Here is a 25,421-nt window from a genome sequence, read left to right as displayed (position 1 = left end):
GCCGCCCCCACACTCTCTTTTGGATTCGACCCCCATGCATGCTCCCCCTCCCGCCTGGCGCTTGCCGGTTGTGGTGCTGGTCGCTGGCGCCCTGGTCTGCTGGCTTTGGCCCGGCCACTTGGGCCTGTGGACCCGCTTGTTCACCACCGCGCTGCTGGTGCTGTCGCTGGACCTGATGGTCGGCGTGGCCGGCCTGGCCACCCTGGGCCATGCCGCCCTGTTTGGCACCGGCGCCTATGCCGCCGGCCTGCTGGCGCTGCACCTGAACCCCGACCCCCTGGTCGGCCTGGTGGCCGGCGCCAGCGCCGGCGCGCTGCTGGCCTGTCTCAGCGGCGCCTTTCTGCTGCGCTACCAAGGTTTCACCTTCCTCATGCTCACCGTGGCGGTGGCGCAGATCGTGCTGAGCCTGGCCCAGAAGGCGCGGGACTGGACCGGCGGTGACGACGGTCTGTCCGGCTACCTCATCGGGCCGCTGCCGGGCGGCCTGGCCTTTGACCTAGAAGGTCGCGTGGCCGCCGGCTACACCCTGGCGTTGCTGTGCCTGGCGCTGTGGGTCTGCGGGCGCTGGCTGGCGTCGCCCCATGGCCTGTCGGTCCAGGGCATCCACCAGAACCGCGCCCGCATGGCGGCCTTGGGCACCCCGGTGCGCGCCCGGCTGCTGGCGGTGGTCACCGCCTCGGGCGCCTTGGCCGGGGTGGCCGGCGCGGCGTCTGCCCAGGTCAACGCCGTGGTGGGGCTGGACACCCTGGGCTTTGGCCTGTCGGCCGAGCTGCTGGTGATGCTGGTGCTGGGCGGTGCCGGGCGCCTGCGCGGTGCGGTCATTGGCGCGGCGGCTTTTACCCTGTTGCACCACAGCGCCGCCGCTTTCAACCCGTACCACTGGATGTTTGCCGTGGGCGCCGTGCTCATGGCCGTGGTGCTGTTGCCCCCTGAGCGCTGGGCCCCCTGGCTGCGCCAACACCTGGCGGCGGTGTGGCCCACGCGCAAGGCATCGGCGCCAGCTGTGGAGGCCCCCGTGGCCCCGGCGGCGCCAAGGTCGGCCAGCCCTTCCACGCCCACGCCCACGTCCACGTCCACGTCAACCGCCCAACCCTCTGGGGTCAGCCCATGAGCCCGTCCGTGAATCTGAACGCGGCGGTGCCCACGGCCCCGGCCGCTGCCTCCCCATCGACCCCCCTGCTGGCGGTGGACACCCTGTGCAAGCACTACGGTGGCCTGCAGGTCACGCGCAGCGTGTCCTTGGCCCTGCAGGCGGGTGACCGGCTGGCGCTCATTGGCCCCAACGGCGCCGGCAAGACCACCCTGGTCAACCAACTCTCGGGTGTGGTGGCGCCCAGCAGTGGCCGCATCCACCTGGCCGGGCAGGACGTGACCGACCTGTCGCAGGCGCAGCGGGTGCGCCGCGGCCTGGCGCGCACCTTTCAGATCACCACGCTGGCCCCCACGCTCACCGTGGCACAGCAGCTGGCGCTGGCCCTGTTCGAGCGGGAGGGCCTGGCTGGCCGCTGGTGGCGCCCCCTGGCCGCCTATCCCGCCCTGGCGGCAGAAGCCAGCGCCCTGCTGCTGGCGCTGGGCCTGGACGCCCTGGCCAACGCGCCCACCGCCCGCCTGGCCTACGGCGACCAGCGCCTGGTGGAGCTGGCCCTGGCCCTGGCGCTGCGCCCCCGGGTGCTGCTGCTGGACGAGCCCATGGCCGGCGTGCCGCAGGCCGAAGGCCACCGCCTGCTGGCCGCGCTGGACCGCCTGCCGGCCGACATGGCCGTGCTGCTGATCGAGCACGACATGGGCCTGGTCTTTCGCCTGGCCACCCGCATTGCCGTGCTGGCCGAAGGCGCCCTGCTGGCCGAAGGACCGCCCGAGCAGATTCGCCAAGACCCCCGCGTGCGTGCCGCCTACCTGGGGCACTGAGCCCCAGCACCCGTCTTGCGGTCCCCCTTCTGGAGAGTCCCATGAACCCTTCTCCCCTGCTGGCGCTGCACGGCGTGCAGGCCGGCTACGGCCCCACCACGGTGCTGCATGGCCTGAGCCTGAGTGTGGCCCCCGGCGAGCGCCTGGCCCTGCTGGGCCGCAACGGCGTGGGCAAGACCACCACGCTGCGCACTGTCATGGGCCTGACGCCGCTGCGCGCCGGCCGCATCACTTTTGCTGGCCAGGACCTGACCGGCCTGGCGCCACATGCGCGCGCCGCCCTGGGCCTGGGCCACGTGCCCCAGACGCGCGACATCTTCCCCTCCCTGACGGTGGAGGAGAACCTGCTGGCCGGCTGCAAGCGCCGCCCGGCGCGGGCGCTGGATGAGGCCTACGCCCTGTTTCCCCGCCTGGCCGAGCGCCGCCACCACGGCGGCACCCAACTCTCGGGCGGCGAGCAGCAGATGCTGAGTGTGGCCCGCGCCCTGCTGGGCCAGCCCCGCCTGCTGCTGCTGGACGAGCCGCTGGAAGGCTTGGCCCCACTCATCCGCCAAGACCTGCTGCGCGCCCTGGCCCAGCTGCCGGACCTGACCGTGGTGGTGGTGGAGCAGCAGGTGCACGAGGTGCTGGGGTATGCCCAGCGCGCCCTCATCCTGGACCGCGGCCAGGTGGTGCACGAAGACCAGGCCGAGCGCCTGCGCGACGACAGCGCCGCGCTGGAGCGGCACATCGGCCTGGCGGTGCAATGAGCGACGCCCCCCCGGAGACCCCGCCGTGGGGTGCCACCCCCGCCGCCAAGCCGGGCCCTGAGCGCGGCGCCCCCCGGCGCCAGGTGCTGGGTGCCCTGACCGTGCCGTGGTTGACCTCCCCCTGGCTGATTGCACCCATTGGCCAGCCGGCGCGCGCCGCCAACCCTCCGCTGCTGCGCCTGGGCGTCGTGGTGGACCAGACCGGCATTGGCCGCGTGAACGGGGCAGACCTGCTGGCGGGATCCCGCGCCCTGGTCCAGCGTGTCAACCGCGAGGGCGGCGTGCTGGGCGCCCGGTTGGAGCTGCTGGTGGCCGACGATGCCTTTGACCCCACGCAGACCCGCGCCCACACCCAGGCGATGGTGCAAGACCCGGCGTTGATGGCCCTGCTGCACCCCCTGGGCACGCGCCCCACCCAAGCCATGGCCGAGGCCGCCCCCGGCGTGCCCATCATCGGGCCCAGCACCGGCACCGTGGCCTTGCGTCAGGCCGGGTGGGACCAGGTGTTCTGGACCCGTGCCAGCTATGCCCGCGAGGTGGACCGCCTGCTGCACACCGCCCGCACGCTTTCGCTGCGGCGCATGGCCCTGGTCCACCCGCAGGACGCATTGGGTGACGCGCTGCGCCAGGCCTTCCACCAGGCCTGCGAGCGCCACGGGCTCTCGGCCGTGGCCGTGGCCACCACGCCCGGCACCGAAAGCCCCTTGGTGGCCCCCGCCGCCCAGGCCCTGGCCGCAGCCCAGCCGCAGGGCGTGCTGGTGGGGCTGGCGGGCACGGCGCCGGCCTTTGTGCATGCCTACCGGGCGCTGGACCGTGGCGCCAGCCTCTACGGCCTGTCCATCGGCGCCAGCGCGGGTTCACTCCAAGCGCTGGGCCCCTGGGCCCGGGGCATGGGCTTTTCGGTGGTGGTGCCGCCGCCCACGGCCGCCAAATTTGGCCTGGTGCGGCGTTACCAGGCCGATCTGCTGGCCGCCGGCTCCAGCGCCTTCTCGCTGTTTGGCGTGGAGGGCTACCTGGCCGCCTCGGTGGCCGTGCAGGCCCTGCTGCGGGCCGGCCCCGCGCCCAGCCGCGCCGGTGTGCTCCAGGCCCTGCAAGGCCTGACCGACCTGGACCTGGGCGGCCTGCCCATCCGCTTTGGCCGTGACCAGCGCGAGGGTAGCGACTACGTCTCGGTGGCCGTGGTGATGGCAGACGGGCGCCTGGCGCTGTGAAGCCTGGGCCGGGTTGGTGAGATCGGTGGAGGGGGATAGGGCCGCCTCCACCGCGCTGCTCCCTCCTTAGCCCTGGGGTCGCTGGCCCGCGTCCAGGCGCTCCAGCAGGGTGGCCGCTTCTACGGCACTGCGCACGCCAAATTTTTCCAGCACATGGCGACGGTGGATCTTCACCGTCTGCTCGGCCATGCCCAGCGCATCGGCGATCTGTTTGTTGAGCTGGCCGCGGCGCAGCAGTTCGCACACTTCTCGCTCGCGTGGGGTCAGGCTGGCCAGCCGCCTTGCAATGTCGCGCAGGTCTGTCCCACTGGCCAGGGCTTGTCGACTGCGTGCCAGCGCGCGGTCCAGCGCCGGCTGCAAGGTCTCGGCGCTCACCGGCTTGGTCAGAAAATCCTCGGCACCGGCGCGCATGGCCGTCACGCTCATGGGAATGTCGCCATGTCCGGTAAGGAAGACGATGGGTAGCCGTTCGCGCCGATCCTGCAGCAGGGTTTGCGCCTGGAGCCCGCTCAGGCCCGGCATGCGAACGTCCAGCAGCAGACAGCTGGGCGTGTCAGGGTCCAGCTCCAGCACGGCTTCGGCGCCCGCGTAGGCCTGCACCGTGTAGCCGCAGGCGCGCAGCAGCCGTGCAATGGCGGTACGTGTGCCCTCGTCGTCATCCACCAGGTGGACAGTGCCTTCAGGGTTGTGAGTCATCGGTGGTGGTCTTCTCGGCAGGGCGGAGGGTGAAGCTGAAATGGGCGCCCGGGCTGGCCCCGGCAGGGACCAGCACCAACGTGCTGTAGTGCGCTTCCAAGATGCCACGGCAGACCGACAGGCCCACACCGACCCCCTGGTCCTTGGTGGTGAAAAAGGGCTCCAGCACGCAGTCGCGCAGGGCTTCGGGTACGCCCGGGCCGTTGTCCTGCACGTCAACCTGCAGGCCGCCGCCGGGCGCGCGCGCCAGGCTCAGGCGCACCTGTGCGGCGGGTTGCCCGGCACAGGCTTCCAACGCATTGAGCAGCAGGTTCAGCAACACCTGCTGCAGGGCCACCGGGTCGCCCAGCACTTGGGGTGATGGGGTATCGCGTTCCAGCAGCAGGGTCACGCTGCGCTGGCGTGCCGTGCCGGCCAGCAGGGCGCAGGTCTCTTCGGCCAGTGGGGCCAAGTCCATGGGCGCCATGGCCAGGGGGCGCTTCTCCACCAAGGCCCGCAGCCGGCGGATGATGCCGGCTGCGCGTGCGTTCTCGTGGCCGATGGCCTGCAGGATCTCCGGCAGTTCGGTGGCGGCCGTGCCGTGCCGACGCAGCTGCAGCTGGCCGGCCTCGGCATTGGCCTGGATGGCGGCGAGCGGTTGGTTGAGCTCATGCGCCAGCGAAGCCGACAGCTCGCCCAGCGAGCCGATGCGGTTCATGCGCGCCACCTGCAGCAGGCGGGTATGTGCTTCCTGCTGGGCCTGGCGGCGGCGGCGGCGCTCGGCCAGGAGGACGACGATGATGGTGCTTTGCAGCGTCAGCACGGCTAAGCCGGCCAGGATGGTGCCGCCATGGCTCTCCCACATTGACGGCGGGCGGTGCAGCAGCTGCGTGCCCACGGGCAGGTGGGCCAGGTCCACGCCCCACTGCTGCGCCTGGCGCCAGTCCAGCACCAGTGGGGGCAGTGGCAGCACCTCGGGTTGCCGCCAGGCCGCCTGGTCGCCCGACAGCAGGCGGCCGACCTTGGCCGCTGTCTGGCGCCCGATGTCGCCGATGTCGAGCATGGGCCCGCCCAGGGCTCCGTGCCCCATGACTGTGGTGACGTCCGAGAGCACCGGCAGGTGCGCGGCGGCCTCTCGCACCAGAGAGGCCACCTCGTAGCGTCGGCCGTCGCGGTCGGTGGCGGCCAGGATCAACAAAGCGGCGGTGCCGGGTGCCTGACGCGCTAGCACCGGCGCCAGGGCGGTCTGCGGCAGGCCGGTCAGGTCTTCCACCTGCAGCCGGGGTGCCAAGTTGCGCAGCAGCGTGGGCAAGCTGGGGTGGTAGGGGCTGCCGGCCACATCAGTTCCCAAGACCACCAGGCGGCGGGTGCCCGGCAGCAGTTGCGGCAGCAGAGCCAAGGTGCTGGCCGTGCGTTCGGGCACCAGCAGGGCACTGGCCTGGGCCGCGTGCTGAATGACGGGCAGCAGGGCCGGGTCGGGCCCGGAGAACAGCACCGGTTGGCCAGGCCAGATCTCCGCCAGCGCGGACACCAGGAAATGGGTCCACGTGGCCCCCGAGATCACCACCGCGTCATAGCGGGACTTGCGGTACTTGCGCACCAGCCAGCCGCGCAGCGCAGCCTCATCCAAGGCGTTGGTCACCCGGCCGTTGTCCAGGGCGTCTACCTCCACCACCACGCCGGGATGCTCGCGGGTCAGCGCCACCTGAAAGGCGTCGACGAACAGCGCATGTCCAATCTGCCCCGCCGGGCCGGTGGTGACCACCAGCACCCGGGGTTTGCGCCCCTCGGTCCGTGGTGGGTCGCCCGGCAGGTCCAGCGGCAGGCGGGGTGGGGCGGTGTCTTCTGGCAGCCCCTGGCCCCTGGCACAGGCCACGCCAACGGCAAGGACGAGCGCCGCCACGCGCAGCGCCTGTCGTGTCGATATCGCATGTCGTGGGCGCCCTTGGCCGCATCGAACCTGGTGTTCAGCGGCTGGGGCTTTGGCGGCCGCATCGGGTGGGAGCAAGGGGCCGTGGGTCATGGCGTGCAGGTCATGGGGCGCGCTTGTTACCACGGCTGCGGCGTGTAGGCAAGCCTTACCAAGGTGTCATTTCGCCGGAGATTGATATGGCGCACAGTCGCTTCCACACCTAAACCACAAGCCCGCAGCCGCGCCAGCCTGGCGCCCTGATTCCCGGGCAGGAGACACACCATGACCAGATCCTTGCCGGCGGGCCGCAGTGCCCGTCCCCGGCCGGCTGCGGCCTGCCCGCGCACATGGCCGGCCACCCTGGCCTTGCTGGCGGCCATGCTGCCGGCCACTGCGGTGCACGCCACCGACATCACCACCGACATCGACGGCCTGAGCCTGCGCTGGGATAACACGCTGCGTTACAGCAATGCCTGGCGCACCCGTGGCCCGTCGGCGGCGCTGACGGGCTGCGCTTGGTGCGCCAACGCCGACGACGGAGACCGCAACTTCGGTCGGGGCCTGATTTCCAACCGGGTGGACTTGCTCTCGGAGTTTGACCTGGCCTACCACGACGTGGGCCTGCGCGTGAGTGGCGCAGCCTGGTACGACAGCGTCTACCGGCAAGGCACCGACCATGATTCGGCCGCTACCTTCAACCCCGTGTCGGTGTCCAGCGGGCGCTTCACCGACGCCACGGCGCGCCTCCACGGCCGTGATGCCGAGATCCTGGACGCCTTTGTCTACGTCAAGGGCGAACTGGGGGGGGATCACCCTTACCTGCTGCGCGCCGGGCGCCACACCCTGGTGTTCGGTGAGGCCATGTTCTTTGGCGCCAACGGCATCACCGCCGCGCAGGCGCCGACCGATGTGGTCAAGGCCATGTCGGTACCCAATGCCACCGCCAAGGAGCTGGCCATGCCGGTGGGCCAGGTCTCGGGCCAAGTGACGCTGGACGAGCAGTTCACCCTCTCGGGCTATGTGCAGTACGAGTGGCGCGCCAGCCGTCTGCCAGGGGTGGGCAGCTACTTCTCCATGGACGACTTCCGCGGCGTGGGCGGCGAGCGGCGGCTGCAGCCGCCTGTGCCCTTCACCCGGGGCCAGGACCTGGAGGCAAGCGACAGCGGGCAGTACGGCGTGCAGCTCAAGTACAACGCCCAGTCGCTGGACACCGACTTCGGTCTCTACCACCTGCGATACCACGACAAGACCCCGCGGCTCTACAACTACGTGCCACCGGTGCGCCAGTACGCCATGGTCTACCCTGAGGGGATCGACGTCTTTGGCCTGAGCTTCTCCCGCAACGTGGGGGCGGCGGCCGTGGCGGGTGAAGCCTCGGTGCGGCACCACATGCCTTTGGTGGGCGGGGGCAACGCCGTGGCCGCCGGGGTGCAGGCCGACAACGCTGACCATGCGCTCTACGCTGTGGGTCGGACCGCGCACCTGCTGCTCAACGGCACCCTGCCGCTGCCGCGTGGGGACTTTTGGCACGGCGGTTTCCTCATGGGCGAGCTGGCTTGGAACCGCCGGCTGAGTGTGGACCGCAACCCCGCCGCCCTGCACCCAGGAGCCGACCGCGATGCCTGGGGCCTGCGAGTGCTGATGGCACCCAGCTACCAGCAGGTGCTGCCGCGGCTGGACCTCTCGGTGCCCGTGGGCCTGAGCTACTTCCCCAAGGGCCGCTCCTCCGCCGTGGGTAATTTCGGGGTGCACCACGGGGGTACCTACAACCTGGGGCTGCAAGGCACCTATGACACGGTTTGGCGTCTGTCGCTGACCTACACCGGTTTCTACGGCCCGGAAGACACCTTTGCCGACGCCGCCGGCCTGGCCACCTTCAAGCAGGCGCTCAAGGACCGCGACCACCTGAGCTTCTCGCTGCAACGCTCGTTCTGACCCTTCGGACGGACCCACTCCATGCGTTCCTCTCTTGTCCCTCTGCCCATGATCTCCCCCACGCTCTCCATGGGCCGCCGCGGCCTGCTGCTGCTGGCCGGCGCCCTGTGCGCCGGCCCCGCCCTGTGCGCCGTCTCCGCCGAGGAGGCCGCCGCCCTGCGCACCACGCTCACCCCGATGGGCGCTGAACGTGCCGGCAACAAGGACGGCACCATCCCCGCTTGGAACGGCGTCTACAGCCAGATGCCCGCCGGCTACCGCAGCGGCCAGCGCAAGGCCGACCCCTTCGCCCAGGAGCGGCCGGTGTACACCATCACCGCACGCAACCTGCAGCAGTATGCGGATCGCTTGTCCGAGGGCAGCAAGGCCTTGCTCAAAAAGTATCCGGACAGCTTCCGCATCGACGTCTATCCCACCCACCGCACCGGTGGCGCCCCACAGTGGGTCTATGACAACACCTTGCGCAATGCCACCCAGGCTCGCCTGAGCGCTGGCGGCCTGAAGCTCGAAGGCGCCTATGGCGGCGTGCCCTTTCCCATTCCCAAGAGTGGCCACGAGGCCATGTGGAACCACTTGCTGCGCTGGCAGGGCGAGGCCAGCGAGGTTAGCTTCCGCACCTACGCCGTGGCCGATGGCTCGGTGACCATGACCTCGCAGAACCGCGTGTTCCAGCAGTTTCCGTACTACCGCCGGGACGGCAGTGCAGAGAGCTTCAAGGGTGTGTTCCTCATGAACCGGGTGGTGACCGATGGCCCGGCCAACCGGGCCGGTGAGATGCTCATGCTCAAGGACGCCGTGGATCAAACCTCGGGCAGCCGCGATGGCTGGTCCTATGTGGTGGGCCAGCGCCGGGTGCGCAAATCCCCCAGCCTGGCCTATGACTCGCCCAACGAAGGCACGGCCGGCGTGATGAACTTTGACGAGCTGCAAGTCTTCTCTGGTCCGCTGGATCGCTACGACTGGAAGATTGTGGGCAAGCGGGAAATGGTCGTGCCCTATCACGGCATGAAGGCGCTGGCCGTGGCCGATGAGGAGCTGGTGGGCCCGCGCCATCCCAACCCTGATCATCTGCGTTGGGAACTGCACCGCGTGTGGGTGGTGGAAGGCCAACTGGCGCCGGGCAAGCGCCATGTGGCGCCCAAGCGCCGCGTGTACCTGGACGAGGACACCTGGGCCGCCGTGCTGGGGGACATCTGGGATGGCCAGGGGCAACTCTGGAAGTTCCAGTTCACCCTTGGCACCTTGGTGCCGGAGATGCCGGGCTACCTGGCCGCCGGCGGCGGCGCGGTGGAGCTGGTGACGGGCAACTGGGCCATGTTGGGGCTGACCAACGGCCTGCAGGTCGTCAACCGCATGGTGCCCAACCGGCCCGAGACCTTCTTCACGCCGGAAGCCATGGCGCGGGATGGTGTGCGGTGAGCGGTAGCGCTTCCCACAGGGACCTGCCGCAGGGCGGGGCCCGCCGCCGCTGGCTGCGAGCGGCCGCCGGTGGGCTGGCCGCCTGTTCCGGCGCCCTGGCCGGGGTGCGGGCCGTGGCGCAACCTGCCGCGCCGGCCGTTCAGTGGGCTCAGCCCACTGTGCGTCAGCCCGAGCGGGCGGTGCTGCTGGCGGCCGCCCGGCGGCGCGACGGCCGCCTGCTGGTGGCGGGAGAGCGCGGCTTGATCTTGTGGTCCGACGACGCCGGTCACAGCTGGCGCCAGGCCCAGACGCCCACAACGGTGTCACTCACCGCCCTGGCCTGTCAGGGCGAGCAGCGGGCCTGGGCCACCGGACATGGCGGCACGGTGCTGCGCAGCGACGAGGGTGGCCAGCGTTGGCAAGTCCGTCTGAACGGGGTGCAGGCTGCGGCGCTGGCGGCGCAAGAGGCGCAAACCCAGCCAGACCTGCGTGCCCGTGCGGAACAGCTGGTAGCCGATGGTGCCGACAAACCCTTGCTCGCGGTCTCGGCGGAGGCCGGCGGGCCGGTCATCGCCGCCGGGGCCTACGGCCTGCTGGTGGCCAGCAGCGACGATGGCCAGCGTTGGCAGTCGTGGATGGGGCGTCTGCCCAACCCCGATGGCCTGCATCTGTATGCCGTGGTACGCCGTGGCGCCATGGTCTACCTGGCCGGTGAGCAGGGCGCCTTCTGGCGCTCCACCGATGGGGGCCAGCGCTTTGAGCGACTGCCTACGCCCTACCGCGGCACCTACTTTGGTCTGCACGTCACTGAAGACGGACGTCTGCTGCTGCATGGGCTGCGCGGACACGCCTTCGTTTCATCTGACCGGGGCGACACCTGGCGGCCGGTGCAGACGCAAGTGGGTGCCAGCCTGGTGGCGGCGTTGGACGGGCCGCAAGGCCAGCTGTGGCTGGCCAGCCAAGCCGGTCACCTGTTGCGCAGCGATGACGGAGGGCAGCGCTTCCACCGTCTGCCCGTGCCGGCGGTAGGCCCGGTGGCCGGCGCCGTTCTCATCGATCCCGAAACCCTGCTGCTTGTCGGCCTGCGCGGCGTGTCGCGCGTGCGCCTGCAAGCCTCATCCGCCCCGGTGGCGGTCCAGTCATGATCTCCCCCCAGACTTTCAAAGACCGCGGCGCTGTGCCCGGCGCACCGAGCGCGGCAACCCCAGACTTTGATCCCCACTCCGGCGCCTGGCCTGAGCGCTTGCTCTTCAGCCACCGTGCGCTGGTGCTGGCGCTGTGCCTGCTGCTCACGGTGGTGTTGGGCTGGCAGGCCTCCAAGCTGCGGCTGAATGCCGATTTCGACAAGATGGTGCCTGCGCACCATCCCTTCATCGTCCATGCCACCACCCACCGGGCCGACCTCAAGGAGTTGGGCAATGCGCTGCGCGTGGCCGTGCGTGCCCCTGAAGGACGTACCGTCTTCGATCCCGACTATTTGGCCGCCCTGCAGCAGCTCAGTGATGAGTTGCTGCTGCTGCCCGGGGTGGACCGGGCCTATGTCAAGTCGCTGTGGACGCCCAACACCCGCTGGGTGGCGGTAACCGAGGAAGGGCTGGAGGGCGGGCGGGTCATCCCCGACAGCTACGACGGCTCGCCCCGCAGTCTGGAGGAAGTGCGCCAGAACGTCGAGCGCGCCGGCCTGCTGGGCCAGATGGTCTCGGCCGACCTGCGGGCCAGCGTGATCTTCCTGCCGTTGCTGGGCCGCGACCCGCAGACCGGGCAGGCGCTGGATTACCGGGCGCTGTCAGAGCGGCTGGAGCAGATCCGCGCGCGGCAGGCGGAGAAAGGGATCAGCCTGCACATCACCGGCTTTGCCAAGGTGATGGGCGACATGATCGCCGGCCTGACCCAAGTGCTGATGTTCTTCGCGGCGGCCGTGGCGCTGGCCGCCGTCATGGTGTGGGCCTACACCCGCTGCTGGCGCAGCACGGGGCTGGTGGTGGCCTGCTCCATGGTGGCGGTGGTGTGGCAGTTGGGCCTGCTGCCGCTGCTGGGCTTTGGCCTGGACCCGTACTCCTTGCTGGTGCCCTTCCTGGTCTTCGCCATCGGCATGAGCCACGGGGCACAGAAGATGAACGGCATCATGCAGGACGTGGGCCGTGGTCTGGCGCCCCTGGTGGCCGCCCGACTGACCTTTCGGCGCCTGTTCATGGCCGGGCTCACCGCCCTGCTGTGCGACGCCGTGGGCTTTGCCGTGCTGCTGGCCATCGACATCCGCGTCATTCAGGAACTGGCGCTGTCGGCCAGCGTGGGCGTGGCCGCGCTCATCGTCACCAACCTGGTGCTGCTGCCCATCCTGCTGAGCTTCACCGGCGTGAGCCCGAAGGCCGCCCAGCGCAGCCTGCGCGCGGAGTCCGCCGCCTGGGCCGCCAGCGGTGAACAGAGCGAAAACAGCGGGCGCTTCAAACCCCAGGCTGGCCTGTGGGCTGTGCTGGACCGATTCACCCAGCGCCGCACCGCGATGTGGACGGTGGGTGTGGCCGCCACCCTGGGTCTGGCCGGTCATGCGGTGAGCCTGCACCTGCGCATTGGTGATGTGGATCCCGGCGCCCCCGAGCTGCGCGCCGACAGCCGCTACAACCGCGACGTGGCCTACATGAACCAGGCCTTTGGTGCCGCCAGCGATGTGCTGGCCGTGATGGTCACCACCCCCAAGGGGCAATGCGCGCGCCATGCCACCCTGGCGGCGGTGGACGACTTGGAGTGGACGCTGCGCCAGGTACCGGGCGTGCTCTCCACCCATTCCCTGGCTGGGCTCAGTCGACGGCTCATTGCTGGCATGAGCGAGGGCAGCCTCAAGTGGTACGAGCTGGTGCCCAACCAGGGCCTGCTGAATGCCGCCAGCGCCCGGGCTCCGCGCGAGCTCATCAACCGCTCCTGCAGCCTGCTGCCGGTCATGGTGTACCTGGCTGACCATGGCGCCGACACCCTGCAACGGGTGGTGGCCACCGTTGAAGGCTTTGCCGCCGCGCACGACACCGCCGAGGTGAAATTCCTGCTGGCCGCCGGCAATGCCGGCATCGAGGCCGCCACCAATGCCGAAGTGGCCCAAGCCAGCCGCCAGATGCTGTGGGGCGTGTACGCCGCCGTGGTGCTGCTGTGTTTTGTCGCTTTCCGCAGCTGGCGGGCGGTACTGTGCGCGGTGCTGCCCCTGGTGTTGACCTCGGTGCTGGCCGAGGCGCTCATGGTGGGTCTGGGCATGGGCGTCAAGGTGGCCACGCTGCCCGTCATCGCCCTGGGCGTGGGTATTGGGGTGGACTACGGCCTGTATGTGCTGTCTATCCTGCTGGCGCACCGCCGTCAGGGCGCCACGCTGTCGCAGTCTTATCACCAGGCCCTGCTGTTCACCGGCAAGGTTGTGCTGCTCACGGGGGCCACGCTGGCCGCCGGCGTGGCCACCTGGGTGGGCTCGCCCATCCGCTTTCAGGCTGACATGGGCCTGCTACTGGCCTTCATGTTCCTGCTCAACATGGTCGGGGCGCTGGTGCTGCTGCCCGCCCTGGCCCGTTTGCTCCTGCCCGACCTGACGCCGCAGCTGGCCGCACGGCCCGACTTGCCCGCCGCACCCCGGCCGGCGCCGGTACAGCCCCTTCCGGTCCGATGAGGCCCCATGTTCCACCCATCCGCAAGTGACATGTCTGACACCTCTGCTTCTCCAGCGCAGCCAACCATACGGCTTCCCCAATCCTGGCTGCTGCCTCGGCCGCTAGCCTGGTCGTCTTCCCGGTGGCTTCCAGGCCAGTCCCTGGCCGCCACCGCCTTGTTGCTGTGGCTGGGTGGCTGTGGCCACCCCGCTGTCGAGGCTGGCGCCACTGCAGCGACCATGGCCACGCCGGCTGCCATGGCCACTGCGGTGGCATCCCGCCCGAATCTGCTGCTCATCGTGGCTGACGACCTGGGCTACTCCGACTTGGGCGCGTTTGGGAGCGAGATACCCACGCCGAATCTGGACGCCCTGGCCAGCCAGGGTCGCTTGCTGACCCAACACTATGCGGCGCCCACCTGCTCGCCCACCCGGGCCATGCTGATGTCGGGCACTGATCACCATCAGGCGGGCCTGGGCACCATGGCCGAGCTGCTCCCGGCCATGCCCGGCTTGCGGGGGCGACCAGGCTATGAGGGCTACCTCAACGACCGCGTGCAATGGCTGCCCGAGCTGCTGCGCCAGGCGGGCTACCGCACCGTCATGGCCGGCAAATGGCACCTGGGCCGCACGCCCGAAACCGGGCCCGTGGCCCGCGGCTTTGAGCATGCGTTCACCTTGCTGGAGGGCGGCGGCTCGCACTTTTCCCCCGTCCCGGGCCAGCCCATCGAGGCCGACCGCGTGACCTTCACCGAAGACGGCCGGCCAGCCCAATTGCCACCGGGCTTCTATTCCAGTGATGGCTTCACCGATAAGCTGTTGGCCTATCTGCAAGAAGGCACACCGCCGGCTGGCGCGTCGCGACCCTTCTTTGCCTACCTGGCTTTCACCGCCCCGCACTGGCCGTTGCATGCGCCCGACGCCGACATCGCCCGCTTTGCCGGCTGGTATGACGAGGGCTTTGAGGTCATCCGCGAGCGTCGCCTGGCGCGCCAGCGCGCCCTGGGGCTGCTGACCGAGAGCGAGGTGCCGCATCCTGGCCTGACCGGATCGAAGGACTATCCGCGCTGGGCGCAGCTCACGCCGGCGCAACAGCGCGAACAGGCTCGCAAGATGGAGGTGTACGCGGCCATGGTGCACAACCTGGACCGGAATGTGGGCCGGGTGGTGGACTACCTGAAGCGCACCGGGCAGTACGACAACACCCTGATCGTTTTCCAGTCCGACAACGGTGCGGAGGCCTCGCCCAGCTTCTTCCCAGACAACGCCCACACCGACAACCGCCTGGAGAACCTGGGCCGGCCCCGCTCCAACATGGGCTACGGCGTGCGTTGGGCCGAGGTCAGCTCCACCCCGCTGCGCTTGTTCAAGGGCTACGCCGCCGAGGGCGGCCTGCGCGTGCCCACCATCGTGCGGCTGCCTGGCCAAACCACCGGGCTGCGCCCGTGGAATGCGCCAACCCATGTCACTGATGTGGCGCCCACCCTGCTGGCCGCAGCAGGGGTGGCGCCAGCAGCCAGCCGGGGCGGGCAGGCGTTGCTGCCCATGAGCGGCCACGACTTGCGGGCGGATCTGGCATTGCCTGCGCCAGGTCCGGCGCAGGCAGAACGGATGCTGGCGGGCGAATTGTTTGGCGGTCGCTATGTGCGCGAGGGCCGTTGGAAGTTGACCAGTACGGGGAAGCCCTTTGCCGACAACCGCTGGGAGCTCTACGACCTGCAGGCCGACCCCAACGAGACCCAGGACCTGGCCACTCGCCATCCTGAGGTGGTGGCGCGCCTGGCGGATCAGTGGGAGGACTATGCCCGTCGCACCGGCGCCACGGATCAGCAGCCTCCGCGCATGCCCGATGTACGTTTTGGCGCCTCGGGCTGGGGCGTGATGCGGCCAGCCTCGGCCGCCGGAGGCGCCCATGGCCAGTGAGCACGGGGCCTCGGCGCCGGGCCGGTCCGCGCGTCGGGCCGTTCGGAACAGGTTGCGCGCCATGGCGGTACCGCTGGGCGCCGCAGTCGCCCTGGTGGCGCTGCTGAGTGGCGTGGCGGGTGAATGGGGCCTGTACGGCCCAGGCGGGCCGGGCGCCGGCTGGGTTGCGGCGGCAACCCTGGCGCCCGCTGCCGCCACCTGCGGCAGCGGCCCAGATCTGCCGGCCGGCTGGGGCCAAGACCCCCACGCCGGCATGGTGCGGGTGCCCGCCGGACAGATCGTGTTGGGTCAGCAGGGCGCCTATGCCGACGAGCGGCCCGCTGGCGCCCCACAGGACGTGACCACGTTTTGGATGGACCGCACCGAAGTCACCAATGCCCAGTTCGCCGCCTTCGTCCAAGCCACGGGCTACCGGACCCAGGCCGAGCGGGAAGGGGCTGCCGCAGTTTTTCAGGCCCGCCCGCCGGGGCAGGGCGGGCACAGCAGCGCGGGCGCACCAGCTGCGCCGGGGACTGCGGGTGAACAGGTGCCCAACTGGTGGCACTGGCGTGCCGGTGCCAGTTGGCGTCAACCCGAGGGCCCTGGCAGCGACCTGCGAGGGCGGGCGCAGCACCCGGTGGTTCACGTCACCCTGGCCGATGCCCTGGCTTATGCCCGCTGGCTGGGCCGTGACCTGCCCACCGAGGCCGAGTGGGAACATGCTGCCCGTGCGGGTGGGCAACCCGAGACCCTCACGCGGGAGCCCCGTGACCCCCAGGGCCGGCCCCTGGCCAACTACTGGCAAGGCGTGTTCCCTGACCTGAACACGCAGGAAGACGGTTATGCCGCTCTGGCCCCGGCCGGGTGTTTTGCGGCCAACGGTTACGGCCTGTATGACCTCATCGGCAATGTGTGGGAGCTCACCCGTGACGCCTACCAGGGCCCCCATCAGCCCCATGGACAAGGCGACCTTAGCGCGCTGCGGCGCCCGCCGGTGCCGGGGCGGACTGTGGTCATCAAGGGCGGCTCTTTCCTGTGCGCGGCCAGCTACTGCCAGCGCTACCGTGCGGCGGCCCGGCACCCGCACGAACCCGACATGCCTACGAGCCACGTGGGCTTTCGCACCGTCCTGCGCGGTTGAGGCGTGGGGAGGGCCGGCTGGGGGAGCGGCCGGTTCTCCCCGGTCAGCCAGGCCGGGGCAGGGAGTGGGCCGTGGCGCTCAGTGCCGCTGCCAGCGGCCCACCAGATCCAGCAGGTCCTGGGGCGGGGGGCCGAAGCTGTTGATCCGCACGTCCAGGCCCTCGCCGGCCACAGCCTGCAAGGCGCGGTCGATGGCGGCCAGGATCCAGGGGCGGGGGTTGCCGAAGACGCCGCCGCCCACCAGGGTGAGCACCACGGTGGCGCTGCCGCCGGCGCGGGCCTGCAGCGTGGCGGCGCGCAGTGTGGCCTCGTAGCTGGCGTCCAGCACCAGGCGGGCCAGGGGTTCCCAGTCGGCTAGCGTGGCGTCAGCGCGGCGGTTGTAGGCCACCGGCAGGGCGCTGCAATAGGCTTGGCAGACCTGCGGCAGGGTGGCGGGCCAGGGCAGGGGCAGGGCGGTCACGTCCAGGTGCTGGTGCCATCCGATGGCCAAGGCGCCGCGCAGGCGGTCCAGCGCGGGCTCGTCAAAGCGCCGCAGCAACTCAGCCACGGCTTGCACCTGGCCGGGGCCGAACAGGGCGTAGCCATTGCGCAGGGTCCACAAGCGCGGGCCGGGCGCCGCGCCGGGCCGGTCCTGCACCTGCTGCAAGGCGGCATGCAGGCCGGCCAGCGCGTCCAGCTGCTGCGCCTGGGTTTGGCCCCGGCAACCCCGCGGCGCGTCATCGCTTTCGGGCGTGCGCAGGTCGCCAAAGTCGTCTAGTGGTACCAGGTAGTTGCGCCAGACCGTGCCGCCGCCACAGGCCATGGCGCAGGCGGGACCCTGGGTGGGGTCGTGCAAATAGGCGGTAATGCCGTGCTCGGGGGTGCGCTCTGGCCCGGTCATCTCCAGCAGGTTGAACTGCGAGGCGGCCTGAATGAGCGCCCCGGCCAGCGTGGGGTCTTGGTGCAGGCTGATGGCGTCGCCGCGCTGCACGGTCACGCGCAGGGGGCGTGGCGCCGGCGGGTGGCCGGCGGCGGCCATCTCTTGGCGCAACTGCTGCAGCGTGGGCAGGCGCAGCACGCCCATGTCCACCCGCCGCCCGGTGCCAGCGTGGCGCAGCCAGCGGCCGTCCTCCACTTGGTTGAGCAAGCGCGCCTGGGTGCTGGCGTAGTCGCTTTCCGCCCAGCCGGTGAGCTGGGTGAACCAGTTGCCGTGGGCAGTGGGCATGGGCGCGGTCTCCTGGCGAGGGACGGGTGGGTGGCGTCAGAACACCAGCGGCACGTCCAGGCCTTCGGGGGCCGCGTACTCGGCCATGCGGTGGCGTGAGAGGTCCAGGTGCTCGCGCACCAGGGCGCCGGCGGCCTCGGCGTCATGCCGGGCGATGGCGTCGATGATCTGGTCGTGCTGGCGCTCGGCCGCGGCCAGGTTGGCGGCCTGGTCCGGCGTGGTGGGCGTGCGGTAGAAAGTCTTGCCCAGGCGCGCGTGGTCGATGAGCAGCCGGCGCAGGCTGGGCATCAGGTAGGGGTTGCGGGCGATGCGGCCGATTTCCAGGTGGAACTCGTCGTTCCACAGCACACGGCCTTCCACGTTCTCGGTCTCGATGGCCGTGCGGAAGTTCTGCTGGATGACCTTCAGGTTGTCGATGTCGGCGCGGGTGGCGTTGTGGGCGGCCAGCTGGGTGGTGGCCACATAGATCAGCGGCGCCGCCAGGAAGAAGCCCCGCAGCGTGTGGAAGCTCATGGCCGAAACCCGCGCCGCACGGTTGGCTTCCAGGTCGATGTAGCCCTCGGCGGCCATCTGGCGCAGCAGCTCCCGCACCGGCGGGCGCGACAGGCCGAACTCCTCGCTCAACTCCACCTCGTCGACCACTGAGCCCGGCGCCATCTCCAGGTTCAGGATGCGTCGGCGCAGGGCCTCGCCCAGGGCGGCCTTGCGGTCGGTGGGCTCTTCCGTGGGCAGGCTGGCAGGGCTGGGGCGCTTGGGGGGCATAGGCGTGGGCAGGGGGGTGTGCGGTGTTGGGGGGCCGCGGCCTGGCCAGGGCGGGCAGGGTCAAACGATTCTACAAGTGCCCCTTTCGTGGGCCGGGCGGCAAAGACGCATGCGCCATGTGCAGGCCAGTGGCGCACCACTGCGGGGCTTTGGGCTGCGGGAAAACCCCGATCTGGGGCGTGCAGCCCGGCGCAGGGGCCCTGGCCCCGCCCTGGCGGGCGGGCACGGCCGCCCGGCTCCCCATGTTGTAGGGGATTTAAAGGTTGTTTGTAGACAGTGTGTAGTCACATGATGTGCAGGGCGTCTGCGAGGGCCAGCAGGCAGGTGCCGCAGCGGCCGGCCCCGCCGAACGTCGACCCTGGCACGCTCCCTGCTTAAGGCGGCGCGGGTGGTGGTTTGACCGCTAGGACAAACCCCACTAAAAAATTTTCCCCTCTTGTCTATCATTTGTAGACACCAAGTAGGGCGATAGTAGTAACGTGCCTGCACGCCACCCGTTCGACCGGACGGAGAAAGAATTCACATGAGCGAGCTTCTGACCCCCGACGCATACCGCCAACTGGCCCGGCAGCTGGAGCTGCCGCAGCACGCCCTGATTGACGGGCGGCCCTGGCAAGCCTTGTCCGGCGCCACGTTCGAGACGGTGAACCCTGCCACCGGTGAGGTGCTGGCCCGCCTGCCGGCCTGCGCAGCGGCCGATGTGGACGTGGCCGTGGCCGCCGCCCGCACGGCCTGGCGCGACGGCCGCTGGGCCCGTCAGACCCCGGCCGCCCGCAAGGCGGTGCTGCTCAAGCTGGCCGACCTGATTGCCGCCCACTCGCGTGAGCTGGCGGTGATGGAGAGCCTGGACAGCGGCAAGACCATCTTCGACTGCGAGACGGTGGACGTGCCCGAGACCGTCAACTGCCTGCGCTGGCACGCCGAGGCCATCGACAAGATCTATGACCAGGTGGCGCCCGCCTCGGACAACCACATCGCCATGATCGTGCGCGAGCCCATCGGCGTGGTCGGTCTGGTGCTGCCCTGGAACTTCCCGCTGCTGATGCTGGCCTGGAAGATCGGTCCTTCTCTGGCGGCCGGCTGCTCGCTGGTGCTCAAGCCGGCGGCCGAGACCTCGCTGACCGCGCTGCGCGTGGCCGAGCTGGCGCTGCAGGCCGGCGTGCCCGCCGGGGTGCTCAACGTGGTCACCGGCTCGGGGGCCGAGGCCGGCGAGCCCATCGGCCGCCACATGGATGTGGACGCGGTGTCCTTCACGGGCTCCACCGCCACCGGCCGCCGCTTCCTGAAGTACTCCGCCGAGAGCAACCTCAAGAAGATCGTGCTGGAGCTGGGCGGCAAGAACCCCTGCATCGTCATGGACGATGCCGCCGACCTGGACGCCGTGGCGGCCCACATCGTCAACGGCACCTTCTGGAACATGGGCCAGAACTGCTCGGCCATCTCGCGGCTGATCGTGCACCGCGCGGTGCGCGAGCCGCTGCTGGCGCGCATCTTTGCCCTGGCCGATGAATGGCGCGTGGGCGACCCGCTGGACCCGGCCCACCGCATCGGCCCGCTGGTCTCCGGCGCCCACTACGGCAAGGTCAGCAGCTACCTCGACGGCACTGGCAAGGTACTCTACGGGGGCACCACCGTGGACGGCCGCTATGTCAGCCCGACCGTGTTGGAGATCACGGACAACCAGGTGCGCCACGCCCGCGAGGAGATCTTCGGCCCCATCCTCTGCGTGCTCACGGTCGACAGCCTGCAGGAGGCCATCGAGATGGCCAATGACACCGAATACGGACTGACCGCCTCGGTCTTCAGCGCCCACGGCGTGCGGGCGTTGCGCGCCGCCCGTGCCCTGCGCGCCGGCACGGTGACCATCAACGCCTTTGGCGAGGGCGATGCCACCACGCCCTTCGGCGGCTACAAGCAGTCCGGCTTTGGCGGGCGTGACAAGTCCGTCCACGCCCACGACCAGTACACCCAGCTCAAGACCCTGTGGCTCGACCTGACCGACAGCCAGGCCGAGGCCGCATGAGTGGCGCGCGCCGCGCCGGCGCTCTCCCCGGATCCTTCACTTCCGAGATTTCGGCATGACCTCCACCCTCACCTTCAACCAGAGCGCCGCGGTGCGGCCCGCTGCGGGCAGTGCCGCGGTGGCCCGCGCCGTGCCCGCCACAGGCGCCGATCTGCTGCAGGTCCGCAACCTCAGCAAGATTTTTGGCCCCAAGCCCGAGCGGGCCCTGCAGATGCTGCGCGAGGGCAAAGGCCGCAACGAGATCTTCGAGCAGACCGGCCACATGGTGGCGGTCAATGATGTCAGCCTGTCGGTGCGCAGCGGCGAGATCTTCGTCGTCATGGGCCTGTCGGGCTCGGGCAAGTCCACCTTGGTGCGCCTGCTCAACCGCCTGATCGAGCCCTCGGCCGGCCAGGTCATCCTGGAGGGGCAGGACATCGCGGCCATGTCGGCCGGGGCGTTGCAGCAGGTGCGGCGCGAGAAGATGTCCATGGTCTTCCAGTCCTTCGCGCTGCTGCCCAACCGCAACGTGATCGACAACGTGGCCTACGGGCTGGAGGTGGCGGGCATGCCCCGCACCGAGCGCTACGAAAAGGCGCAGAAGGCCTTGGCCCGGGTGGGCCTGGACGCCTACGCCCGCATGTTCCCCAGTGAACTCTCCGGTGGCATGCAGCAGCGCGTGGGCCTGGCCCGCGCCCTGGCGGTCAACCCGTCGGTGCTGTTGATGGACGAGGCCTTCTCAGCCCTGGACCCGCTGATCCGCTCGGAGATGCAAAACGAGCTGCTGCGCCTGCAGAAGGAGGAGCGGCGCACCATCGTCTTCATCTCGCATGACATTGAAGAGGCCATCAAGATCGGCGGGCGCATCGGCATCATGAAGGACGGCTGCCTGATCCAGGTGGGCACGCCTGCCGAGCTGATCCAGTCGCCGGCCAACGACTTCGTGCGTGACTTCTTCCGCCACGTGGACGTCTCGCGCTTCCTCAAGGCCGCCAACATGCTGGAGCAACCCGAGGCCGCGGCCCGGGTGGCCTGCAACATCGACGGCCCGGCCGAGCGCCTGCTGGCCACGCTGGCCGACGGTGGCATCGAATGCGCCTACGTGTGCGATGAGGCCGGCCGCTACCAAGGCTGCGTGACCCAGGCCTCGCTGCACCTGGCCGGCGCCGGCGCGGTGCGCGCGGCCTTCCTGGCCGACGCCGCCAGCGTGAACCTGGACACCGACCTGCAGCAGCTCACCGACATGGCCCTGCGCCAGCACCATGACGTGCCCGTGCTGGACACCGCCGGCCGCCTGGCGGGCATCGTCTCCTGCCGCACCATCCTCAAGCACGTCATGCAACGGAGGCACGCATGAACAGCTCGATCATCGGCAAGTCTGTCGAGGACATCGTCAACTTCCTGTTCGAACGCTTCCGGGGCGGCTTCGACGCCTTCTCTGCCGCGCTCAGCGCCGCGGTGGAACTGCTGGAGAACGCCCTGGCGGCCGTGCCCTACCCGGTGATGCTGGTGGCCTTCGTGGCGCTGGCGCTGTGGCGCCGGGGCGTGTTCTTCGCCGTCTTCGTGGGCCTGGCGCTGGGGGCCATCCACTTCATGGGCCTGTGGAGCCAGACCGTCTCCACCCTGGCCCTGGTGATGGCCGCCACCCTGCTGAGCCTGGCCGTGGGGGTGCCACTGGGCATCTGGGGCGCGCGCAGTGAGCGGGTGGGCGTGGCCCTGCGCTCCATGCTCGACTTCATGCAGACCATGCCCGCCTTTGTGTACCTCATCCCGGCGGTCATCTTGTTTGGCCTGGGCCGCGTGCCGGCGGTTATCGCCACCATCGTGTTTGCCATGCCGCCGGTGGTGCGCCTGACCACGCTGGGCATCCGCCAGGTGCCGCATGAGCTGCTGGAAGCCGGCCGCGCCTTTGGCAGCACCGAGCTGCAGATGCTCTGGAAGATCCAGCTGCCCAACGCGCTGCCCTCCATCATGGCCGGGGTCAACCAGACCATCATGATGGCCCTGTCCATGGTGGTGGTCGCCTCCATGATCGGCGCCGGCGGCCTGGGCGAGTACGTGCTGGGCGGCATCCAGCGCCTGGACATCGGCATCGGCTTTGAAGGCGGCCTGGGCGTGGTCCTGCTGGCCATCGTGCTCGACCGCCTGACCGAGAGCTTTGGCGTGCGCAAGCCCCGCAAGGCTGCCCCCGCCGCCAAGGCCAAGGCCTGAGCCCGGGCGGGCACGCCCCGCCCCCGCCCCCCGCCGCCATCCCTTGCTGGCCACCGCATGCCCCCTGGCCCACGCCGGGCGGGCAGGCCGGGCCCTGCGCGCCGGCCACCGGCAACCGCCAATTCTTCCCACTCCGCCGCCAGCCGTGCTGGCATATCCCGTCCCCGTTGAGGAGCATCCCGTGACGATCAGCACCTTCAAAACTTTCGCCATCAAGGTGGCGATGGTGACCACCGCCTTTGGCGCCGGCCTGGGCGCGGCCCACGCGGCCGAACCGCTCAAGATCGCCTACACCAACTGGGCCGACGTGCTGGCCACCGTGCACGTGGCCAAGTACGTGCTGGAAACCAAGATGGCCCAGCCGGTCAAGCTGGTCAATGCCGACATCGGCATCCAGTACCAAAGCGTGGCCCGCGGCGACGTGGAAGCCATGCTGGGCGGCTGGCTGCCCGTCACCCATGGCGCCTACGTGGACAAGCACAAGGCCAACATGGAAGACCTGGGCGTCATCTACGCCGGTGGCAAAAACGGCTGGGCCGTGCCGGCCTACATCCCCGAGTCAGAACTCTCCACCATTGCCGACCTGGCCAAGCCCGAAGTGCGCGCCAAGCTGGGCGGCACCATTCAAGGCATTGAGCCCGGCGGTGGCCTGATGCGCGCCTCTGAGGCTGCCATTCAGGCCTATGGCCTGAACACCGCCGGCTACAAGCTGCAGTCCTCCAGTGAGGCCGGCATGCTGGCCGCCGTGTCGCGCGCCTACCAATCCAAACAATGGGTGGTGGCCACCACCTGGAGCCCGCACTGGATGTTCCAGAAGTGGGAACTGCGCTACCTGAAGGACCCCAAGGGCAGCCTGGGCGGTGAAGAGCAAGTGCACGGCTTTGGCTCCAAGCAACTGGCCGGCAAGTTCCCCAAGGCCCACGCCTTCCTCAAGAGCTTCAAGATGGACCTGCGTGACATCGAACTGATCCAGAACGAGGGCCAAGCGTCTAACAACTACGAGGCCGCCGCCCGCAAGTTTGTGGAAGCCAACCCCGACAAGGTGAAGGCCTGGCTGCCCAAGTGAGCCCGGCCTGAGCCCGGTGGCGGCGCCCAGGGGTGGGCACCGCCACCGGATTGCAAGCGAGTGAAGTCAGTTTTCAAGGCACGCCAGGGCGTGCCTTTTTTTGCCTGCGCAAGCCGCAACGCCCCGCCAACCCATCAGGCCCCCATGAGGCGGATGGCGTAGAACCACTCAGTGGAGCCATCCCTGTTCACCCCGGCCAACTCGCCAATCTTGCGCCAGCCCAGGCGCCCCCGGCACCCCAGGCCGCCTAACACGTGCCCGCGGCAACCTCCTGCTGCCGGCTGCCACCAAACTCGTCAAAGCGCTCAATCGCTTCAAGATCAGCCGGCGTGGCGAGACGGATTTGAAATGGCGCTGGTTCGATCGCGTCAGCGTGTTGACTGAGTTGAAATTTGCCGCGCTTCCAGCGCGAGCGCATGGGGTGCGTGCCGGGATCTTGAACCTCCCGGTGGCCTGATTACGCCTCTGCCGGGGCCACCAGCTCGACCTTGATTCGGTTGGGATCTTCGCAGTACAGGGCATAGTAATTGGGGCCGCCCGCCAAGGGGTGCCGATCTTCGTAAAGCACGGCATACCCCGCCTGCCTGGCCCAATGCGTCACGTCATCCACTTGCTGGCGAGACGCCGCATGGAAGGCCAAATGATTCAGCCCCACCCTCTTGCGGTGATAGCCAGGCGCCAAATGTTCAGGCTCAACCTGAACCAGGACGATGTAGGTGTGGTCGAGCTTGAAACTCACCCCTTGGCTCCACTCCTGGAACTTGACGTAACCCAGCGCGCCGAGGAAACCCGACCAGAAGCGAGACGAATCCCCCAAGGAGGCTACATAAAGTTCGATGTGATGAAGTGAACCAGGGGTTGTCACAAAAGACCTACCAAAAAAAGGCTCAGCCCGGGCCAAAAGCCACCGCTGGGGCTTGAAGATCGGTAAGAACAGCGAGCCGATGTGTTGAACCGCTCACTGCGGACCCGCACGGTGGGTGGAGTGGGGCCGAGAGCTAAATACCTACGGCTACCCGATTAGGCCCCAATCGCGGCCTCACGAGCAAGCAGCAGGTACTGAGCCAGCTTCTTGGACTTGATGTCGTCAAGCGAGCGCAGCTTGATGTGACGTCGGCCCTTGCCCGCGCCTTCGAGGTGGCCGAAGGGATCTGTGATCCTGGCGCCGTGGCTGAACTCAATAGACACGTGCTCTCTGTACACGAACACCCCGCCGAACTGAATATCCGCACAGAACAGGATGCCACCATACTTGACTTCTTCCGTCAGGCCCTTGAAGGACTGGGCAACAAGGGCCCGAACGGCCTCGACCATCTCGTGTTTGTCCTCACCTAAGAGCCTGATGTCCTCAAGTAGCGATTGAACTGACTTTGTTGGCATGCCTGAACCTGCACATTACGTGGATTGGCGGTGAAATTTCGACGCGCAGCCGGCCGACTTTTGCGGTGGTGGGGCCTAATAGGCTACTGCCAAAATTCTGGACACCGAACTGAGCATGTTAGCGCGCCGCCCCACACCAGCGGGCCGCTTCAAGGTAAATTGATCTCAGCCACCGCAGCAGCTGAGAAAACAAAACAACCAACCAACCCGCCGCGCTAAATTCCACCACCGTTCTCCTCCCGCCCGCACTGTGCGCCAAGATCACCACAGGTCAGACCGGCAGCAGGCAAGCTCGATAACTCGACTGTGGCCACAGCCCTCAAAAGCCCTGGACCACGCGC

20 protein-coding genes are annotated in these 25,421 nt (G+C 69.4%); 14 read left to right on the top strand and 6 right to left on the bottom strand.

The window, feature by feature from the left end; translation table 11 throughout:
- The first annotated feature begins 34 nt into the window (after positions 1-34).
- Genes G3A44_RS11475 through G3A44_RS11460 form a run of 4 tightly spaced genes read left to right on the top strand, consistent with a single transcriptional unit; the run spans position 35 to position 3,868 of the window.
- Entirely contained in the window at positions 35-1,111 is a 1,077-nt protein-coding gene (locus tag G3A44_RS11475; RefSeq protein ID WP_163457660.1) for a branched-chain amino acid ABC transporter permease, read from the top strand.
- Positions 1,108-1,908 carry an ABC transporter ATP-binding protein gene (locus G3A44_RS11470; protein ID WP_163457659.1) on the top strand — a complete coding sequence of 267 codons (801 nt, stop codon included), beginning with the start codon at positions 1,108-1,110 and terminating at the stop codon, positions 1,906-1,908. Before G3A44_RS11475 ends, G3A44_RS11470 begins: the two co-directional genes overlap by 4 nt.
- Before the next feature lie 41 nt (positions 1,909-1,949).
- A complete protein-coding gene (locus G3A44_RS11465) occupies positions 1,950-2,657 on the top strand; it encodes an ABC transporter ATP-binding protein (RefSeq protein ID WP_163457658.1) in 708 nt (235 codons plus the stop codon).
- A complete protein-coding gene (locus G3A44_RS11460; protein ID WP_163457657.1) occupies positions 2,654-3,868 on the top strand; it encodes an ABC transporter substrate-binding protein in 1,215 nt (404 codons plus the stop codon). The genes G3A44_RS11465 and G3A44_RS11460 overlap by 4 nt, the downstream gene beginning before the upstream one ends.
- Positions 3,869-3,934: 66 nt before the next feature.
- On the opposite strand, the gene G3A44_RS11455 is transcribed toward G3A44_RS11460, so the two are convergent.
- Both G3A44_RS11455 and G3A44_RS24080 read right to left on the bottom strand, forming a co-directional pair.
- Positions 3,935-4,564 carry a response regulator transcription factor gene (locus G3A44_RS11455; RefSeq protein WP_163457656.1) on the bottom strand — a complete coding sequence of 210 codons (630 nt, stop codon included), beginning with the start codon at positions 4,562-4,564 and terminating at the stop codon, positions 3,935-3,937.
- Positions 4,548-6,446 (bottom strand): sensor histidine kinase, encoded by a 1,899-nt coding sequence (locus tag G3A44_RS24080; RefSeq protein WP_163457655.1) that lies wholly within the window; start codon positions 6,444-6,446, stop codon positions 4,548-4,550. Before G3A44_RS24080 ends, G3A44_RS11455 begins: the two co-directional genes overlap by 17 nt.
- A gap of 291 nt (positions 6,447-6,737) precedes the next feature.
- Here G3A44_RS24080 and G3A44_RS11445 point away from each other — a divergent pair, with 291 nt between their 5' ends.
- The 6 genes from G3A44_RS11445 (at position 6,738) to G3A44_RS11420 (ending at position 16,456) form a co-directional block, all read left to right on the top strand.
- Entirely contained in the window at positions 6,738-8,390 is a 1,653-nt protein-coding gene (locus G3A44_RS11445) for a DUF1302 domain-containing protein (RefSeq protein WP_163457654.1), read from the top strand.
- Between the two features lie 48 nt (positions 8,391-8,438).
- A complete protein-coding gene (locus G3A44_RS11440) occupies positions 8,439-9,809 on the top strand; it encodes a DUF1329 domain-containing protein (protein ID WP_239061825.1) in 1,371 nt (456 codons plus the stop codon).
- A 113-nt stretch (positions 9,810-9,922) separates the two neighbouring features.
- The gene (locus G3A44_RS11435) at positions 9,923-10,933 is read left to right on the top strand and encodes a WD40/YVTN/BNR-like repeat-containing protein (RefSeq protein WP_163457653.1); all 1,011 of its coding nucleotides are present in this window, start codon (positions 9,923-9,925) and stop codon (positions 10,931-10,933) included.
- Positions 10,930-13,434 (top strand): efflux RND transporter permease subunit, encoded by a 2,505-nt coding sequence (locus G3A44_RS11430; RefSeq protein ID WP_163457652.1) that lies wholly within the window; start codon positions 10,930-10,932, stop codon positions 13,432-13,434. Before G3A44_RS11435 ends, G3A44_RS11430 begins: the two co-directional genes overlap by 4 nt.
- A gap of 219 nt (positions 13,435-13,653) precedes the next feature.
- Positions 13,654-15,336: an arylsulfatase gene (locus G3A44_RS11425; protein WP_163457651.1), complete on the top strand. Its 1,683-nt coding sequence runs from the start codon at positions 13,654-13,656 to the stop codon at positions 15,334-15,336.
- Between the two features lie 61 nt (positions 15,337-15,397).
- Positions 15,398-16,456 carry a formylglycine-generating enzyme family protein gene (locus G3A44_RS11420; protein ID WP_163457650.1) on the top strand — a complete coding sequence of 353 codons (1,059 nt, stop codon included), beginning with the start codon at positions 15,398-15,400 and terminating at the stop codon, positions 16,454-16,456.
- 78 nt (positions 16,457-16,534) lie between these two features.
- On the opposite strand, the gene G3A44_RS11415 is transcribed toward G3A44_RS11420, so the two are convergent.
- Together G3A44_RS11415 and G3A44_RS11410 are read right to left on the bottom strand one after the other, a co-directional pair.
- On the bottom strand, positions 16,535-17,659 hold the full coding sequence (locus G3A44_RS11415) for a hypothetical protein (RefSeq protein ID WP_163457649.1): 1,125 nt from the start codon (positions 17,657-17,659) through the stop codon (positions 16,535-16,537).
- Positions 17,660-17,695: 36 nt separating this feature from the next.
- The gene (locus G3A44_RS11410; RefSeq protein ID WP_163457648.1) at positions 17,696-18,421 is read right to left on the bottom strand and encodes a GntR family transcriptional regulator; all 726 of its coding nucleotides are present in this window, start codon (positions 18,419-18,421) and stop codon (positions 17,696-17,698) included.
- Between the two features lie 523 nt (positions 18,422-18,944).
- On the opposite strand from G3A44_RS11410, the gene G3A44_RS11405 reads away from it, so the two are divergent.
- The 4 genes from G3A44_RS11405 to G3A44_RS11390 all read left to right on the top strand — a co-directional run bounded on the left by G3A44_RS11405 (position 18,945) and on the right by G3A44_RS11390 (position 23,700).
- Positions 18,945-20,444 carry an aldehyde dehydrogenase family protein gene (locus tag G3A44_RS11405; RefSeq protein ID WP_163457647.1) on the top strand — a complete coding sequence of 500 codons (1,500 nt, stop codon included), beginning with the start codon at positions 18,945-18,947 and terminating at the stop codon, positions 20,442-20,444.
- A gap of 55 nt (positions 20,445-20,499) precedes the next feature.
- Positions 20,500-21,780: a quaternary amine ABC transporter ATP-binding protein gene (locus G3A44_RS11400; protein ID WP_163457646.1), complete on the top strand. Its 1,281-nt coding sequence runs from the start codon at positions 20,500-20,502 to the stop codon at positions 21,778-21,780.
- Complete coding sequence (locus G3A44_RS11395) at positions 21,777-22,634, top strand: ABC transporter permease (RefSeq protein WP_163457645.1); 858 nt, start codon at positions 21,777-21,779, stop codon at positions 22,632-22,634. Before G3A44_RS11400 ends, G3A44_RS11395 begins: the two co-directional genes overlap by 4 nt.
- A 181-nt stretch (positions 22,635-22,815) precedes the next feature.
- Complete coding sequence (locus G3A44_RS11390; protein WP_375138652.1) at positions 22,816-23,700, top strand: glycine betaine ABC transporter substrate-binding protein; 885 nt, start codon at positions 22,816-22,818, stop codon at positions 23,698-23,700.
- 457 nt (positions 23,701-24,157) lie between these two features.
- Here G3A44_RS11390 and G3A44_RS11385 read toward each other — a convergent pair whose 3' ends face one another.
- Positions 24,158-24,565 carry a VOC family protein gene (locus G3A44_RS11385; RefSeq protein ID WP_163457644.1) on the bottom strand — a complete coding sequence of 136 codons (408 nt, stop codon included), beginning with the start codon at positions 24,563-24,565 and terminating at the stop codon, positions 24,158-24,160.
- Positions 24,566-24,720: 155 nt separating this feature from the next.
- Positions 24,721-25,014, bottom strand: a complete 294-nt coding sequence (locus tag G3A44_RS11380; RefSeq protein WP_163457643.1) for a DUF1801 domain-containing protein — start codon at positions 25,012-25,014, stop codon at positions 24,721-24,723.
- Positions 25,015-25,421 lie beyond the last annotated feature (407 nt).

The sequence above is a fragment of the Ideonella livida genome (assembly GCF_010499455.1).
Taxonomy (GTDB): domain Bacteria; phylum Pseudomonadota; class Gammaproteobacteria; order Burkholderiales; family Burkholderiaceae_C; genus Ideonella; species Ideonella livida.
The sequence above is the reverse complement of the archived record's forward strand: the minus strand, read 5'-3'. Positions and strand labels throughout refer to the sequence as shown.

What these genes read in the sequence shown, in the direction of transcription:
- G3A44_RS11475 (WP_163457660.1), top strand. Translation starts at nt 35, where the DNA reads ATGCATGCTCCCCCTCCCGCCTGGCGCTTGCCGGTTGTGGTGCTGGTC.
- G3A44_RS11470 (WP_163457659.1), top strand. Translation starts at nt 1,108, where the DNA reads ATGAGCCCGTCCGTGAATCTGAACGCGGCGGTGCCCACGGCCCCGGCC.
- G3A44_RS11465 (WP_163457658.1), top strand. Translation starts at nt 1,950, where the DNA reads ATGAACCCTTCTCCCCTGCTGGCGCTGCACGGCGTGCAGGCCGGCTAC.
- G3A44_RS11460 (WP_163457657.1), top strand. Translation starts at nt 2,654, where the DNA reads ATGAGCGACGCCCCCCCGGAGACCCCGCCGTGGGGTGCCACCCCCGCC.
- G3A44_RS11455 (WP_163457656.1), bottom strand. Translation starts at nt 4,564, where the DNA reads ATGACTCACAACCCTGAAGGCACTGTCCACCTGGTGGATGACGACGAG.
- G3A44_RS11445 (WP_163457654.1), top strand. Translation starts at nt 6,738, where the DNA reads ATGACCAGATCCTTGCCGGCGGGCCGCAGTGCCCGTCCCCGGCCGGCT.
- G3A44_RS11440 (WP_239061825.1), top strand. Translation starts at nt 8,439, where the DNA reads ATGATCTCCCCCACGCTCTCCATGGGCCGCCGCGGCCTGCTGCTGCTG.
- G3A44_RS11430 (WP_163457652.1), top strand. Translation starts at nt 10,930, where the DNA reads ATGATCTCCCCCCAGACTTTCAAAGACCGCGGCGCTGTGCCCGGCGCA.
- G3A44_RS11425 (WP_163457651.1), top strand. Translation starts at nt 13,654, where the DNA reads ATGGCCACGCCGGCTGCCATGGCCACTGCGGTGGCATCCCGCCCGAAT.
- G3A44_RS11420 (WP_163457650.1), top strand. Translation starts at nt 15,398, where the DNA reads ATGGCGGTACCGCTGGGCGCCGCAGTCGCCCTGGTGGCGCTGCTGAGT.
- G3A44_RS11415 (WP_163457649.1), bottom strand. Translation starts at nt 17,659, where the DNA reads ATGCCCACTGCCCACGGCAACTGGTTCACCCAGCTCACCGGCTGGGCG.
- G3A44_RS11410 (WP_163457648.1), bottom strand. Translation starts at nt 18,421, where the DNA reads ATGCCCCCCAAGCGCCCCAGCCCTGCCAGCCTGCCCACGGAAGAGCCC.
- G3A44_RS11405 (WP_163457647.1), top strand. Translation starts at nt 18,945, where the DNA reads ATGAGCGAGCTTCTGACCCCCGACGCATACCGCCAACTGGCCCGGCAG.
- G3A44_RS11400 (WP_163457646.1), top strand. Translation starts at nt 20,500, where the DNA reads ATGACCTCCACCCTCACCTTCAACCAGAGCGCCGCGGTGCGGCCCGCT.
- G3A44_RS11395 (WP_163457645.1), top strand. Translation starts at nt 21,777, where the DNA reads ATGAACAGCTCGATCATCGGCAAGTCTGTCGAGGACATCGTCAACTTC.
- G3A44_RS11380 (WP_163457643.1), bottom strand. Translation starts at nt 25,014, where the DNA reads ATGGTCGAGGCCGTTCGGGCCCTTGTTGCCCAGTCCTTCAAGGGCCTG.